Below are 13983 nucleotides of genomic sequence, written 5' to 3' on the forward strand. Positions count from 1 at the left end.
GAGTGAAAGGTAACACCGGGGGCTATTGCTCCCGCATCACCCGCCGGAGGTCCTCCTCGGCAATGGCCAGGAGTCCCTCAAGCTGCCGCACCCGGTCTTGGGAGACGTCGCCCGTCTGGTAGCCGGCGCGGGCGCCCTCAAGCAGCCGTACGGCCTCCTTGTGGTTGGCCTTTGCCAGGTCCAGGGCGTGTTCCAGGGTGGTTTCGTGCTGGAGCGTCGAATCTTTATCCATGGCACAAGTGTGGTCCCGTTTCCCGGCTGATTCCAGAGAAATCAGCCGGGAAATCCGGAGGGGACTGTGCTTGGATCAGACGGAAATTGCGGCCAGGGCGGAAGCCGTTTCCTTGGCGGGGAAGGACGGCGGGTTCACACCGGCCATTTCCTCCATAACGCGGACCACCTGGCAGCTGTAACCGAACTCGTTGTCATACCAGACGTAGAGCACCAGGTTCTTCTCGTTGGAGATCGTGGCCAGGCCGTCAACGATCCCCGCACGGCGGGAGCCCACGAAGTCCGTGGAGACCACCTCGGGTGAGTCGATGTAGTCAATCTGCTTGCGCAGGTCCGAGTGCAGCGACATCTCCCGCAGGTATTCGTTGACCTCGTCCTTGGTGGTCCCGTTTTCCAGGCTCAGGTTCAGGATGGCCAGCGAAACGTCCGGGGTGGGGACCCGGATGGAGCTGCCGGTGAGCTTGCCCAGCAGTTCCGGCAGGGCCTTCGCCACGGCCTTGGCCGCACCGGTCTCGGTGATCACCATGTTGAGCGCTGCCGAACGGCCACGGCGGTCGCCTTTGTGGAAGTTGTCGATCAGGTTCTGGTCGTTCGTGAACGAGTGCACGGTCTCGACGTGGCCGTGGACTACCCCGAACTTGTCGTTGATGGCCTTCAGCACCGGAGTGATGGCGTTGGTGGTGCAGGAGGCAGCGGACACGATCTGGTCGGTGTCCTCGATGGTGCGGTGGTTGATGCCGTGGACGATGTTCTTCAGTTCGCCCTTGCCGGGGGCGGTCAGCAGCACCCGCGCCACGCCCTTGCTCTGCAGGTGCTGGGAGAGCCCTTCAGCGTCGCGCCAGCGGCCGGTGTTGTCCACCACCAGGGCGTTGTTGATGCCATAGGCGGTGTAGTCGATGGTGGCGGGGTTGTCCGAGTAGATGACCTGCACCTGGACACCGTTGGCGGTGATGGTGTTGGCAGCCTCATCGACGCGGATGGTGCCTTCGAACGAACCGTGCACGGAGTCCCGGCGCAGCAGGCTGGCACGCTTGGCCAGGTCATTGTCCGAACCCCGCCGCACCACGATGGCCCGCAGCCGCAGGCCATGGCCTCCACCGGCCTTTTCGATCAGGAGCCGGGCCAGGAGCCGGCCGATGCGGCCAAAGCCATACAGCACGACGTCGGTGCTGGTCCGGTCGTCGCCTCCGCGCTTGCCCACCACGTCCGCCAGTTCGGCGCGAAGGAATTCCTCCAGGGTGGCGTCGCCGCCTTCTTCCTTGAACTTCTGGTTCAGCCGGGCGATGTCGATCGCTGCCGCGCCGAGCTCCAGTCCCGCCAGGGTGTTCAGGAGCGGGGCAGTTTCTTCCAGCAGCAGTTCGTCCTTGCTCATCCTGCGCGCGAAGCGGTGCGCCTTGAGGATGTTCATGGTCGACTTATTGATCAGGCTCCGGCCATGGATGCTGGTCACCACGTTGTTTTCGCGGTACAGCCGGCCGATCACCGGAATCATGGCCTCGGCGAGGGCCTCCCGGCCCATCCACGTATCAAGACAAGAATCTGACGTCTGGCTCACAGAAATACCTTCCTCGGTTCAGCCGCGTACGTCCTCGTACACGAATGTCGGCCACCTGATGATGTCCAGGGGCGCCGGCACCTGCGGGATTTGGCCCCCAGGCGCCTGGATGTGTGCAAAAGAAAACCGCCGGTCGCGAACGCAACTCCGGCGGAAGAACTCCTGCGTCCGTTATCCATTCTAAATTGGCAGACTGCCCCGGGGATGCTTGGGCTGCGTGAAATCACTCACATAGCAGTTTCCGGTCGATTCGCCTGTGTGGCCGCTTCAGTTGTGAATGGCGGAGTAGAGGTTGAGGCTCGCGGAGAAAACCACCCACGAGAAGTAGGGCAGCACCAGCAGCCCGGCCCCCGTGTGAACCGGCCCGAACTCCAGGATTAGCAGCATCAAAACAATTGCCAGGGCACAGATGACGGCGAAGGCAATCCACAGCGCAGCGGTGCCGAGCAGGGGGTACAACGCAAAAAACGTGAACGGCCATGCCAGGTTCAGCAGCAACTGCAGGCCGTAGGTCCTTCCGGCCCGGCCAGCCAGGGCACCTTTGCGCCAGACCAGCCACGCAGCCGCTGCACTGCAGGCGTAGAGCGCGATCCACACACTCCGGAACATCCAGCCTTCGGGCATCCACGGAGCCTTGGTGGAGGTGGCAAACCAACCGTTGGAATTGAGGATGATCGGGACGGAGGCAAGCATGCACACGGCATACGAAAGAGCAAGGAAACCAACAAGGGCAGCCACTTGCCTGCCCGGGGAAGGAATCCGCCACGCGGCGTTCGGGGCAGATTGTCCATCAGTATCAGCGGGCACGGTCCAGCATCCCAACGCAGCGTCAAGGTCAAACGGGTTTAGTGGATGGGTTGACCGATACGCCGGGTTCTGTGTTCCCGCTCCGTTGCCAGTGCGGGAGTAGCGGCCATCCATCTACGAACGCCGTTGCCGGCGCCCTCCAGCGGCCTACCCGGACACTCGGGCGGGCAGCCCTCAAACGTGTCCTGTCTGGCCTTGCTCCGGGTGGGGTTTACCTAGCCTTCCCGGTCACCCGGGAAGCTGGTGGTCTCTTACACCACCGTTTCACCCTTACCTGGTTCGTGCCGCTTTCAAAACGGCGCGACCCGGGCGGTCTGTTCTCTGTGGCACTGGCCTGCGGGTTACCCCGAGTGGGCGTTACCCACCACCCTGCCCTGCGGAGCCCGGACGTTCCTCGAGCCACTTGCGTGACGCGCGACCGCCTGGTCAACCCATCCGGCTCCAGTCTACCGGCGCCGTGCCGCTTTCACGCCGCCGGTAGGATCGGACGGTGCTGATTCTGCTTCCCCCCTCTGAAGGCAAGACGCCCGCGGTCCGCGGTTCCGCCGTCGACTGGCCTTCCCTGAGCTTCCCGCAGCTGAACTCCTACCGGGCGAAAGTCCTGGACGCGTTGGGTTCAGTGAGCGCGCACGAGGACGCCCTCGCGTTGCTGGGGGTTGGGGCGTCCCTGAAGGACGACGTCGACCGCAACACCCGGCTCCATGCAGAACCTGCGGCTCCGGCGCACCGGATTTATTCAGGGGTGCTTTACGACGCCCTGGGCTACAAAACACTTACCGCCGTTCAACGCCGCAGGGCGGACGAGTCGGTACTCGTCATTTCGGCACTTTGGGGCGCCATCCGCTTCGGGGACAGCGTGCCGGCGTACCGGCTGTCCATGGGAACTGCACTGCCCGACGTCGGCCGCCTCGCCTCTTTCTGGAAGCCGCAGCTCGCCGAGGCGCTGGCGGAAGCCGCGTCCGGGCATCTGCTGGTGGACTGCCGGTCGAGCTCTTACGCGGCAGCGTGGGCTCCCCCGGCTGAGCAAACTGTTGCCGTCAACGTATTTACCGAAGTCAACGGAGTCCGGAAGGTGGTCAGCCACTTCGCCAAGCACACCCGCGGTGAGCTGGCGCGGCACCTCGTGTCCCGGCGGGGCAAAGCTCCGGAGACGCCGTCGCAGCTCCTCAAGGCCAGCCGCGAAAAGTGGGAGGCCGAACTCGTGGCGGGTTCAGCGCGGAAGCCGCACGCGCTGAACATCATCCTGCCGGGCTGACACCCCGCGTTCCCCAACTGACTCGCAGATAACGCAGCCAAAAACGCGATTTGGCGACGTTAAGTGCCAGTCAGTTGGGTCAGGCCCACTCGTCGGAGCGGACCAGGATGGCGCCGGAGTCCGGGCAGAACACGATGTCGTCGGCGGAAGCTGCTTTGATTTCGGCGAGGTCGCCTGGGCTCAGCTTCATTCCGGAGGCTTCGGACGTGCCGTGGAACAGCCTCGCGGCGCCTACTCCGCGCTTGGCCAGGGTCTTTTCGTACACGGCCAGCATCCCGGCGTCGAGCGCGGCGGCGAATTCGGCGCGCTGGGTACGGAGCCCGCCGGCTTCCGCCTCAACTTCGGCCAGGGCTGCATCCAGCTCGGCCCTGATGCTGCCGAAGGATCCCTGGATATCGTCCACGATCGCCTGCTGTTTCGCCTGCCGTGCCCGGAGCGAGTCGAGCCGCTCCAGAACCTCAAGTTCCACGTCCTCCAGGTCCGAGCGCCGCTTGTTCAGGGAGGCGATGTCTTTCTGCAATGCGACGAGGTCCTTGGACAGGCCCGTCCCGCTGTTGAGCTTTGCCTCATCCCGTTCGATGCGCGAGGCCACCTGCTCCACGTCCGCCTCGGCGCGCTTCAGTTCGGCCTCGGCATCGTGCACAGCCACCTTAGCGGAGCCCAGCTCGCCGTTCGCTACGGAAAGCGCAGCTTCGAGGTCCTTGATCCTGGGATCGTTCTCCAGCAAGCGGCGGCGGTTGGCGAGTGACCTGAGGCGGGCGTCAAGCCCCTGCAGGTCAAGCAACTTCAACTGTTCCGCCGGTGCTGCCTTCGCCACTGTTACCTCCGTTTGATCCCTTCCGGCCGGGGCCGGGCACCTGAACGGCGCTTCCTCGACTCTAGCGCCTGGCCTGCTCCCCTGCCTCGCTCCGTCCCCACCGGCTCCCAAACCTCGCTGCGCTCGGCGTGGGTCCTGCGACGGACCTCGCACGCCAGGCTTACCCCGGAGTCAAGATGAAGTCCCAGGGATCGCTGTTGGTGGTGCTGACCTGGATTTCGACGTCGTGGCCCTGGTCGGCGAGGACGTTGCCCAGTGCTGCGGCAGCTGCCGGCAACCACAGCCACTCGCTGGCAAAGTGCGATACGTCCACCAGGTAGGGCCGGCCGTTCAGGGACGCCTCCCGCGCCTCGGACGCCGGGTGGTGGCGCAGGTCAGCGGTGACATAGACGTCCGCGTTACTGGCACGCACCTCGTTGAACAACGAATCCCCTGCACCGCCGCAGACTGCAATCCTGCGCACCAGCCCGTCCTTGTCCCCGGAGACCCGCACTCCCCCCGCCACGGAGGGCAGGATGCCGAAGACACGCGCTGCGAAATCCCCGAGGGTCATGGCATCTGCCAGGTCACCTACGCGCCCGATCCCCTCTTCCGGGAGCCCGTTAGCGGCCACCGTGAGCGGGGCGACGTCCTGCAGGCCCAAGGCGTCGGCAAGTACATCGGATACGCCCCCGACGGCGGAGTCACCGTTGGTGTGTACGGTCAGGAGGGCGGTGCCGGACTCAATGAGCCGGTGGACGGCCCGGCCCTTAGGCGTGGTGGCAGCGACAGTGGTGACGCCCTTCAGGAGCAGTGGGTGATGGGTAATCAGGAGTTCTGCGCCCCATTCCACTGCTTCTTCGATGACCTCGAGCGTGGGATCCACGGCAAACATCACACGGGCCACCGGAGCGGAGGGGTGCCCTGCCACCAGTCCCACCTCGTCCCACTCCTCGGCCAGGGACTCGGGCCACAATTCCTCAACTGCCAGGAGCAGCTCGCCGAGGGTGGGAGCCTGGGGCCGGCCGCCCGCGTCCTCCTCGCCGGAGGGGGCGTCGGCATCTTGATTCTTATGGCCGGTAACGTCAGTGTCCACAGGTTCCATAGTCTTAGTTTTACCCCATCACGCCGCCGGGACCCCATGTTTGAAGCGGCGCAGCAAACTGGCCGGGGAATCATCCCATGCCGCGAACCATTGAAGAGGTCATGAAAACTTTTGTTTTAGGCGGAGGCTGCTTCTGGTGCCTCGACGCCGTCTACCAGAAGACCAAGGGCGTCACCTCAGTGGTGTCCGGCTACACCGGGGGCCACGATCCCCACCCGGACTACTACTCGGTCTGCAACGGGACCACCGGACACGCCGAGGTGGTGGCGGTGACCTTTGACGAGGACGTGATTCCGGCGGAGGTCATCCTGGACATGTTCTTCGCCCTGCACGATCCCACCACGCCTAACCGGCAGGGATACGACGTCGGCACTCAGTACCGCTCGTCCATGTTCTACGAGACCACCGAAGAGAAGATCCTGTTTGAGGAAGCCATCGACCGGAACCAGGCCCTGTGGGCGAACCCCATTGTCACTGAGGTCAGCCGGTTCCCCCGGTTCTACGTTGCCGAGGAATTCCACCAGAACTACTACGCCAAGCATCCGGAGCAGGGGTACTGCCAGGTGATCATCAACCCGAAGCTCGCCAAGGCCAGGAAATATTACTCTGCATGGCTTAACGCTTAGCGGGTGTTACGCGGCCTCGTTAGGCTGACCTCAGTATTCACCCCTCAAAGAATAGGCGTATGTACATGGCACGGATCTATGACGATGTAACCCAGCTTGTCGGCGGCACACCGCTGGTCAAGCTCAACCGGCTCAGCGAGGGGCTGGACGCAACCGTTGCCGTCAAGCTCGAGTTCTACAATCCGGCCAACAGTGTCAAGGACCGCATCGGCGTGGCCATCGTGGACGCAGCGGAAAAGTCCGGCGCCCTCAAGCCCGGCGGAACCATCGTTGAAGGCACGTCCGGCAACACCGGCATCGCCCTCGCCATGGTGGGCGCTGCCCGCGGCTACAAGGTCATCCTCACTATGCCGGAGACCATGTCCACCGAGCGCCGGGTCATGCTGCGTGCTTTCGGCGCGGAAATCGTCCTGACGCCCGGCTCGGAGGGCATGCGCGGCGCCGTCGAGAAGGCCCAGGAAATCGTCGCCAACACCGAGAACTCCATCTGGGCCCAGCAGTTCGCCAATGAGGCCAACCCGGAGGTCCACCGCAACACCACGGCCGAAGAAATCTGGGCTGACACCGACGGCGCCGTGGACATCTTCGTCGCCGGCGTCGGCACCGGCGGAACCGTCACCGGCGTCGGACAGGTCCTGAAGGAACGCAAGCCCGGCGTCCAGATCGTGGCCGTGGAGCCCAAGGACTCCGCGATCCTCAACGGCGGCGCACCCGGCCCGCACAAGATCCAGGGAATCGGCGCGAACTTCGTCCCCGAAATCTTGGACACCAACGTCTATGACGAAGTCCTGGACGCCACCCTTGAAGACTCTGTCCGTGTAGCCCGCGAGCTCGGTGTCAAGGAAGGCATCCTGGGCGGCATCTCCTCCGGCGCCATCGTATGGGCCGCGTTGGAACTGGCAAAGCGCCCGGAGAACGCCGGCAAGCTGATCGTTGCCGTGGTGTGCGACTTTGGTGAGCGTTACATCTCCACGGTGCTCTATGACGACATCCGCGGCTGATTAGAACCGCCGTCCGCCCGTTTCCTGTAGAAAGAACTTTGTGGGCTTTATTGCAAGACTGAAGGAAGACCTCGACGCTGCCCGGTCCCACGACCCGGCGGCTCGAGGTTCTTTTGAGAACTTTTTCGCCTATTCCGGCCTCCATGCCATCTGGATCCACCGCCTGACACACCGGCTGTGGGAAACTCCAGGCATGCGCTTCCCGGCACGTCTGATTTCCCAGGCGGGCCGTTTCCTGACCGGAATCGAGATCCATCCAGGTGCCACCATCGGCCGCAGGTTCTTTATTGACCACGGCATGGGTGTGGTCATTGGTGAGACCGCCGAGATTGGCGAGGACGTGATGATCTACCACGGCGTTACGCTCGGCGGCCGCTCCCTGGCCAGGATAAAACGGCACCCCACCATCGGCGACCGCGTAACCATCGGCGCGGGCGCCAAAATCCTTGGACCGATCACTATCGGACGGGACAGCGCCGTGGGCGCCAACGCCGTGGTGGTCAAGGACGCCCCGCCGGAATCGATTGTCACCGGCGTTCCCGCCAAATGGCGCCACCGTGACGCACAGCGGGAAACCAAGCCCGCAGTGGATCCGGCTGAATACGATATCGAATACCGGATCTGACCCCGCAAGGTCACAAGCCGGACACGCGAAAGGCCGGCAGTTCCAGGTGAATCCTGGAACTGCCGGCCTTTCGCTTACCTGATGGCGGCTGCTAGTGGGTGTCCACTGCCTCGATCTCGGACTTGTCCTCGCCCCAGAGGGTGTGGAAAGTGCCCTCGGCGTCGACGCGCCCGTAGGTGTGGGCGCCGAAGAGGTCGCGCTGGCCCTGGATCAGGGCGGCAGCAACGCGCTTGCGGCGCAGGCCGTCGTAGTAGGCCAGCGAGGAGGAGAACACGGGCACCGGAATACCCAGCTGGACAGCCGTGGCAACCACGCGGCGCCACGCGGGAACAGCCTCCGCGATGGCCTTGGTGAAGGCCGGGGCGAAGAGCAGGTTGGCGGGCTTCTCATCCGCAGCGTAGGCCTTGGTGATGTCCTTGAGCAGCTCGGCACGAATGATGCAGCCGGCGCGCCACAGGGAAGCGATCTCGTCCAGCTTCAGGTCCCAGCCGTATTCCTTGGCTGCGGACGTAAGCATGTCCAGGCCCTGGGAGTAGGAGACCAGCTTGGAGGCGTAGAGAGCCTGCCGGACGTCCTCGACAAAGGTCTCCGGGATTTCCACCGAAGCCTCGTTGCCGGCCAGGAGCTCCTGACCGAGCTTGCGCTGGCCTGCCTGGGAGGAGAGAGCCCGTGCGAACACGGATTCGGCGATGCCGGAGACCGGGGAACCCAATTCCAGTGCGGAGATGACCGTCCAGCGGCCGGTGCCCTTCTGGCCCGCGGCGTCCACCACGACGTCGACGAACGGCTTGCCGGTCTTGGCGTCAACGTGGCCCAGGACCTCAGCGGAGATTTCGATCAGGAAGGAGGAGAGCTCGCCCTTGTTCCACTCGGAGAAGATCTTGGACTGCTCTGCGGGCTCGATGCCTGCACCGGAGCGCAGCAGGTCGAACGCCTCACCGATGACCTGCATGTCCGCGTATTCAATTCCGTTGTGGACCATCTTGACGAAGTGGCCGGCGCCGTCAGTTCCCACCCAGGCGCAGCACGGTTCGCCGTCGACCTTCGCGGAGATCTTTTCCAGCAGCGGGCCGAGTGCCTCGTAGGACTCCTTGGAACCGCCGGGCATGATGGAGGGGCCGTTCAGGGCGCCTTCTTCACCGCCGGATACACCGACACCCACGAAGTGCAGGTCCTTCTTGGCCAGTGCGGCTTCGCGGCGGCGGGTGTCCTCGTAGTGGGAGTTTCCGGCGTCGATGATGATGTCGCCGGCTTCCAGCAGCGGTTCCAGCTGCTCGATGACGGAGTCAACGGGCTTGCCGGCCTTCACCATGATAAGGACGCGGCGGGGCTTTTCCAGGGAGTCCACCAGTTCCTGGAGGGTTTCGGTCCGGACAAAGTCGCCGTCCGTGCCGTGCTTTTCGAGCAGGGCGTCGGTCTTCTCCACCGACCTGTTGTGCAGTGCGACCGTGAAGCCGTTCCGCGCGAGGTTGCGAGCCAGGTTGGCACCCATGACCGCGAGGCCGGTGACACCGATGTGTGCAGACATCAAAACTCCAATTCATACTGTGCGTTGGATGTGCAGTGGCTCCCTTTGCGCGGAAGCACGGTTGCAGACCGAGGGTCCGATTAAAGCATATATATTCGACGGGTCACGGGAAAGTAACGCCCACCTATTGGAACCCTTTGTGTCGCTGCCCGTCCAGGACGGGAGGCAGGCAGGGCACCGGCCAGCACTAGGCTTAGCAGCATGACCACCAGCCTGCACCACCGTGCCATCGAGAATCTTGGCACCCGAATCGTCGGGGGCAACCTGCCCGCCGGCCACGTGATGCTGGCGGAGCAGTTGGAGGATGAGCTGAAGGTGTCCCGGTCGGTCATCCGCGAGGCCGTCCGCGTCCTGCAGTCGCTGGGCCTGGTGGAAACCACCAAGCGGGTGGGCATCAGGGTCCTGCCGCCCAGCCGCTGGAACCCTTTCGACCCACAGGTGATCAGGTGGCGCCTGGCCAGCGACGCACGTGGCGCGCAGCTGCGCTCACTCGCGGAGCTGCGTGCCGCCGTCGAGCCCGCCGCTGCGGAACTCGCGGCCGAGAACGCCCCCGCGCCGCTGCGTCTGGAACTCGTGGACGTCGCCTACGCAATGCGCGACGCCGGACACAACGGCGAGGTGCCCCGTTTCCTGGAGTTGGACATCCAGTTCCATTCCCTCTTGCTCTCCGGCTCGGGCAACGAGATGTTCGCCAACCTGATGGGGCAGGTGGCCGAGACCCTCACCGGACGTACCGTCCATGGCCTGATGCCGGACCACCCGCACGAGGCCGCCCTGCAGTGGCACGTCGACGTGGCGGAGGCCATTGCCAGAGGCGACGCTGCCGCGGCGCGGGATGCCTCGGACCGGATCATGCGCCGGACCATGTCCCAGATGTCGGATACCTGGACGGAGCAGCCGCGCGTTTTTATTCCGGTTCGCCACTGAACACCGCCCGGCCAGGACGCACTGCCCGGGCCGGACCCTTGTCGATTGAGTCGCCAGAGGTTTCCGCGGCAGAGCGCCGACACGCGCCGGGGACAACTTTCCTGTTTCCGGCAGTTCACGGTATATTCATCTCAGGCCCTCCACCGCGGCATCCCCCAATAGTCGCGGTGGAGGGTTTTCCAATGCCCGGCTCCACCTTAAAACGGCCTGTCAGGCAGCGTCCGCGACTGCTTCGCGCAGGCGCCACCCGCCGCCCGCACCGTCCCTTTCCAGCAGCATTGTGGTCAGCGCGGAGCCGTTATTGCCCCCAAGCCTCACTTGCACCTGCAGGACTTCGACGTCCACCCGGCTGTGGCCCTTCGGCATCCTCCGGTTGACTTCCCACCAGTTGACCCGCTCAAACCAGCGGACTGGCTCGGCACCCACAGTCCATTCCCTGCCGTTGCTCACTACCGCCGACGGCGTGCCATTGCTTCCCGTCCGCACCATTACGTGTTCCATGCCTGCAACCTACGGCGGGGCACCGACAATTCGGCCGGCGAATGCCGGGCAACGCAAAAACCCTGTTGTTTCCGCCTTGAGGCGAAAACAACAGGGTTTCCTTGTGGGTCCTACCGGGATCGAACCGATGACATCCACGGTGTAAACGTGGCGCTCTACCAGCTGAGCTAAAGACCCTTAACCGCTGAATCCGGCGCATGAGCGCCGCAACCAACGAACATAGACTCTACCGGACGCAGGCCGAGAAACGCGAATCGGCGCTGCCGGCGCCCCTGTGCAGCGTCCTGTCAGAGGGGCGGGAGCTCAGCGGCAAGCCAGTTCAGGGCTTCACTGACGCCCGCTTCAAGCTTTATCGTGGCTTTGTCATCGCCGCGCGTCTGCCCCCGGTTGATGATGATCACCGGCTTCCCGTCCCTGGCAGCGTGCCGAACGAAACGCAGTCCGCTCATTACCGTCAGTGACGATCCCGCCACAACCAGCGCACCGGCGTCGTCAACCATCGCGTACGAGCGTTCAACCCGCTCTTTGGGCACGTTCTCACCGAAATACACGAAGTCGGGCTTTAACGTTCCGCCGCACGCAGGGCAGACAGCAACCACAAAGCTGCTGATCAGCGCCTGGTCTTCAACCGTGGCGTCCGCGTCCGGCGCCATTTCCACCAGGCCTGTTTCCGCTGCCCGGGACAGGAAGTCCGGGTTCAGCTCCTCCAGCACTCCCGCCAGCAGGCGCCTGGAATACGTTCGGCGGCAGTCCAGGCACACCACCTGGTCATACCTGCCGTGCAGGTCAACAACGTTGACACTCCCGGCGTCCTCATGCAGGCGGTCAACGTTCTGCGTGATCAAGCCGGTGAGGTAGCCCCGCCGCTCAAGTTCCGCGGAAGCGTGATGGCCCTGGTTGGGATCGGCGTGGCGGAGGTGGGACCAGCCGATGTGGTTCCGGGCCCAATAACGCTGCCTGTTGGCAGCGTCCTTGATGAACTCCTGGTACGTCATGGGAGTCCGCGGAGGCGACCCCGGTCCACGGTAGTCCGGGATACCCGAATCAGTACTCAGCCCAGCGCCCGTCAGCAGGGCAAAGCGGTTGCCGGCGAGAACGCCCCTAATCCGGAGCAGGACCTCAAGCTCGTCCGGGGAAGGCCGCGCTGCGGCCACGGGCGGCATGCTGGCGAAGCCTGTCAGGCCAACACCCGCCCGCCGCTGTTCCATGGGCGGTCAGGGCTGCCCGAGGCCGGCCAAAGCCGCGCGGTATTCCTGAAGGTCCCGGGCCTGGCCGCGCGGGTTCACCACGGAATACCGGACAGTTCCGGCGGCATCGATGATAAATGTGCCCCGCTCTGCCATGCCGCTGTCCGCATCAAAGACGCCGTAGGCGGCAGCTACCGCACCGTGCGGCCAGAAGTCAGCCAGCAGGTCAAAGCCGTACCCTTCCTGGGTGGCGTACGCGCGAAGGCTGAACTTGCTGTCAACGGAGACAGCCAGAACGGTGGCATTGGCGTCCTCGAACATGGCCAGGTTGTCCCGAATCTCGCACAGCTCACCCGTGCAGATGCCGGAGAAAGCGAACGGATAAAACACCAAGACCACATTCTGGCCGCGGAAGGAGGACAGCCGGACCGGTTCGCCGAACTGGTTGGCGAGTTCAAAGTCAGGTGCCTGCCCGCCGACCGCGGGCACAGCGTGAGTGGCAGCGTCAAGCGCTGCCGTCACTTGTTTTTCCTGCTCACCAGACGGGCTGCGCTCCAGTCCTTGGAGACGCCTGCCGAGGTTGTGACGTGCAGGCCGGCCGTCGGTGCGGCCTCCTGGATGTCAGCCGGTGATACGTACCCGGTCCTTCCGGACTTCGGAGTCAGGACCCAGACAACACCGGTTTCGCTCAGCGTGGTCAGTGAATCCATCAGGCTGTCCACCAGGTCACCGTCGCCGTCACGCCACCAGAGGATAACGGCATCCGCCACCTCGTGGTCGTCCTCATCCAGCAGCTCTGAACCCGTGAAGTCTTCAATGTCGTCACGCAAGTCGAAATCGACGTCGTCGTCGTAACCGAACTCCTGAATCAGATCCCCGTTCTTGAAACCCAATTTTTCCGCCACATTTACCGAAGTGGCGGCGTCGGCCTCGCTCACGTGTTCCTCCAATGCCTAGTACATGCAATGCGCATAGTGATTTCCATTACTCCCAAGCCAACACCCTTTGTGCCTGCGCTTCAAGCTGACGCCCCTGGCATGGCGCATATTCTGCGTCACACCTGATGAGACCAGCCCGCCGCGCAGCGGCTTTTCGTCACACAACCAGTATGACGGCGAAATACAGCAGAGCCGCCAAAGCCGCGGCTACGCATCGCGCTGGCGTGAGAGTTAGAGTGGCAGGTGACAACTATGCCTGCGGGGCAACAACCCTGTAACTCCAATGCAGATGTAGGAATGCTAGGACCCTGCCCGGCACACATGACCGGGCTGTTGTAACCGATACGTCGCACACGGCGTATATACGCCGGGCGGTCACCCTGCCCGGCCTGAGTGCGCCATCAAATGCGCGCAAAGAGAGGTTGGACGTGGCTGCAGGAGAAGATACCTCCCATATCCTCAGCGGGTTGACTAACCAGCTGCCTGATCGTGATCCGGAAGAGACCGCCGAGTGGGTTGAGTCCCTGGATTCTTTGATCAGGGAACAGGGCACCGAGCGTGCCCAATACATCATGCGGAGCCTGCTGCAGCGTGCCGGTGCGCAGAGCGTCGGGGTGCCGATGGTGACCACCACCGATTACGTGAACACCATCCCGGTGGACCAGGAAGCGCCGTTCCCCGGCAACGAGGAATATGAGCGCCGTTACCGGGCCTACATGCGGTGGAACGCCGCGATCATGGTGCACCGGGCGCAGAAGGCGAATATCGGGGTGGGCGGGCACATCTCCACCTATGCCGGCGCTGCCACCCTTTATGAAGTGGGTTTCAACCACTTCTTCCGCGGCAAGGACCACCCGGGCGGCGGGGACCAGGTCTTCTTCCAGGGCCACGCCTCCCCCGG

At 64.0% G+C, this 13983-nt stretch carries 15 protein-coding genes, 1 tRNA gene, 1 other RNA gene and 1 pseudogene; 6 read left to right on the forward strand and 12 right to left on the reverse strand.

All coding sequences use genetic code 11. The features are described from left to right. Positions 1-22: 22 nt before the first annotated feature. The 4 genes from CXQ88_RS16560 to rnpB form a co-directional block, all read right to left on the reverse strand. Complete coding sequence (locus tag CXQ88_RS16560; protein WP_104045234.1) at positions 23-232, reverse strand: hypothetical protein; 210 nt, start codon at positions 230-232, stop codon at positions 23-25. Between the two features lie 75 nt (positions 233-307). Further along, the gene (locus CXQ88_RS16565; RefSeq protein WP_104045235.1) at positions 308-1786 is read right to left on the reverse strand and encodes a glyceraldehyde-3-phosphate dehydrogenase; all 1479 of its coding nucleotides are present in this window, start codon (positions 1784-1786) and stop codon (positions 308-310) included. 267 nt (positions 1787-2053) lie between these two features. Next, the gene (locus CXQ88_RS16570; protein WP_104045253.1) at positions 2054-2593 is read right to left on the reverse strand and encodes a TspO/MBR family protein; all 540 of its coding nucleotides are present in this window, start codon (positions 2591-2593) and stop codon (positions 2054-2056) included. Between the two features lie 42 nt (positions 2594-2635). Continuing rightward, positions 2636-3027: RNase P RNA component class A (gene rnpB / locus CXQ88_RS16575), an RNA gene on the reverse strand. A 56-nt stretch (positions 3028-3083) separates the two neighbouring features. Between rnpB and CXQ88_RS16580 the strand changes: the two genes are divergently transcribed. Continuing rightward, positions 3084-3848: a YaaA family protein gene (locus CXQ88_RS16580; protein WP_104045236.1), complete on the forward strand. Its 765-nt coding sequence runs from the start codon at positions 3084-3086 to the stop codon at positions 3846-3848. 79 nt (positions 3849-3927) lie between these two features. Here CXQ88_RS16580 and CXQ88_RS16585 read toward each other — a convergent pair whose 3' ends face one another. Continuing rightward, positions 3928-4665: a zinc ribbon domain-containing protein gene (locus tag CXQ88_RS16585; protein ID WP_104045237.1), complete on the reverse strand. Its 738-nt coding sequence runs from the start codon at positions 4663-4665 to the stop codon at positions 3928-3930. Positions 4666-4825: 160 nt separating this feature from the next. Continuing rightward, positions 4826-5749 (reverse strand): Nif3-like dinuclear metal center hexameric protein, encoded by a 924-nt coding sequence (locus CXQ88_RS16590; RefSeq protein ID WP_181037571.1) that lies wholly within the window; start codon positions 5747-5749, stop codon positions 4826-4828. A 101-nt stretch (positions 5750-5850) separates the two neighbouring features. Between CXQ88_RS16590 and msrA the strand changes: the two genes are divergently transcribed. From msrA to epsC, 3 genes are all read left to right on the forward strand, one after another. Continuing rightward, positions 5851-6375, forward strand: a complete 525-nt coding sequence (gene msrA / locus CXQ88_RS16595) for a peptide-methionine (S)-S-oxide reductase MsrA (RefSeq protein WP_104045254.1) — start codon at positions 5851-5853, stop codon at positions 6373-6375. A gap of 65 nt (positions 6376-6440) precedes the next feature. Next, positions 6441-7376 carry a cysteine synthase A gene (gene cysK / locus CXQ88_RS16600; protein ID WP_104045255.1) on the forward strand — a complete coding sequence of 312 codons (936 nt, stop codon included), beginning with the start codon at positions 6441-6443 and terminating at the stop codon, positions 7374-7376. 40 nt (positions 7377-7416) lie between these two features. Continuing rightward, on the forward strand, positions 7417-8001 hold the full coding sequence (gene epsC / locus CXQ88_RS16605) for a serine O-acetyltransferase EpsC (RefSeq protein WP_104045239.1): 585 nt from the start codon (positions 7417-7419) through the stop codon (positions 7999-8001). A gap of 91 nt (positions 8002-8092) precedes the next feature. On the opposite strand, the gene gndA is transcribed toward epsC, so the two are convergent. Further along, a complete protein-coding gene (gene gndA / locus CXQ88_RS16610) occupies positions 8093-9529 on the reverse strand; it encodes an NADP-dependent phosphogluconate dehydrogenase (RefSeq protein WP_104045240.1) in 1437 nt (478 codons plus the stop codon). 201 nt (positions 9530-9730) lie between these two features. On the opposite strand from gndA, the gene CXQ88_RS16615 reads away from it, so the two are divergent. After that, entirely contained in the window at positions 9731-10456 is a 726-nt protein-coding gene (locus tag CXQ88_RS16615) for a FadR/GntR family transcriptional regulator (protein ID WP_104045241.1), read from the forward strand. A gap of 210 nt (positions 10457-10666) precedes the next feature. Here CXQ88_RS16615 and CXQ88_RS16620 read toward each other — a convergent pair whose 3' ends face one another. The 5 genes from CXQ88_RS16620 to CXQ88_RS16640 all read right to left on the reverse strand — a co-directional run bounded on the left by CXQ88_RS16620 (position 10667) and on the right by CXQ88_RS16640 (position 13082). Continuing rightward, complete coding sequence (locus CXQ88_RS16620) at positions 10667-10957, reverse strand: hypothetical protein (RefSeq protein ID WP_181037572.1); 291 nt, start codon at positions 10955-10957, stop codon at positions 10667-10669. A gap of 104 nt (positions 10958-11061) precedes the next feature. After that, positions 11062-11134: transfer RNA gene (locus tag CXQ88_RS16625), tRNA-Val, on the reverse strand. Positions 11135-11244: 110 nt separating this feature from the next. After that, entirely contained in the window at positions 11245-12165 is a 921-nt protein-coding gene (locus CXQ88_RS16630; RefSeq protein WP_104045243.1) for an NAD-dependent protein deacetylase, read from the reverse strand. A gap of 6 nt (positions 12166-12171) precedes the next feature. Next, the gene (locus tag CXQ88_RS16635; RefSeq protein WP_104045244.1) at positions 12172-12666 is read right to left on the reverse strand and encodes a peroxiredoxin; all 495 of its coding nucleotides are present in this window, start codon (positions 12664-12666) and stop codon (positions 12172-12174) included. Continuing rightward, a complete protein-coding gene (locus tag CXQ88_RS16640; RefSeq protein ID WP_104045256.1) occupies positions 12663-13082 on the reverse strand; it encodes a DUF3052 domain-containing protein in 420 nt (139 codons plus the stop codon). The genes CXQ88_RS16635 and CXQ88_RS16640 overlap by 4 nt, the downstream gene beginning before the upstream one ends. Positions 13083-13510: 428 nt before the next feature. Between CXQ88_RS16640 and CXQ88_RS16645 the strand changes: the two are divergent. Beyond that, positions 13511-13983, forward strand: a pseudogene (locus CXQ88_RS16645) (pyruvate dehydrogenase (acetyl-transferring), homodimeric type); the annotation flags it as partial.

The sequence above is a fragment of the Arthrobacter sp. ZGTC412 genome, assembly GCF_002929215.1.
Lineage (GTDB): Bacteria > Actinomycetota > Actinomycetes > Actinomycetales > Micrococcaceae > Arthrobacter.

Coding starts and splice junctions, on each gene's coding strand:
- CXQ88_RS16560 (WP_104045234.1), bottom strand. CDS start 232: ATGGATAAAGATTCGACGCTCCAGCACGAAACCACCCTGGAACACGCC.
- CXQ88_RS16590 (WP_181037571.1), bottom strand. CDS start 5,749: ATGGAACCTGTGGACACTGACGTTACCGGCCATAAGAATCAAGATGCC.
- msrA (WP_104045254.1), top strand. CDS start 5,851: ATGAAAACTTTTGTTTTAGGCGGAGGCTGCTTCTGGTGCCTCGACGCC.
- cysK (WP_104045255.1), top strand. CDS start 6,441: ATGGCACGGATCTATGACGATGTAACCCAGCTTGTCGGCGGCACACCG.
- gndA (WP_104045240.1), bottom strand. CDS start 9,529: ATGTCTGCACACATCGGTGTCACCGGCCTCGCGGTCATGGGTGCCAAC.
- CXQ88_RS16615 (WP_104045241.1), top strand. CDS start 9,731: ATGACCACCAGCCTGCACCACCGTGCCATCGAGAATCTTGGCACCCGA.
- CXQ88_RS16620 (WP_181037572.1), bottom strand. CDS start 10,957: ATGGAACACGTAATGGTGCGGACGGGAAGCAATGGCACGCCGTCGGCG.
- CXQ88_RS16630 (WP_104045243.1), bottom strand. CDS start 12,165: ATGGAACAGCGGCGGGCGGGTGTTGGCCTGACAGGCTTCGCCAGCATG.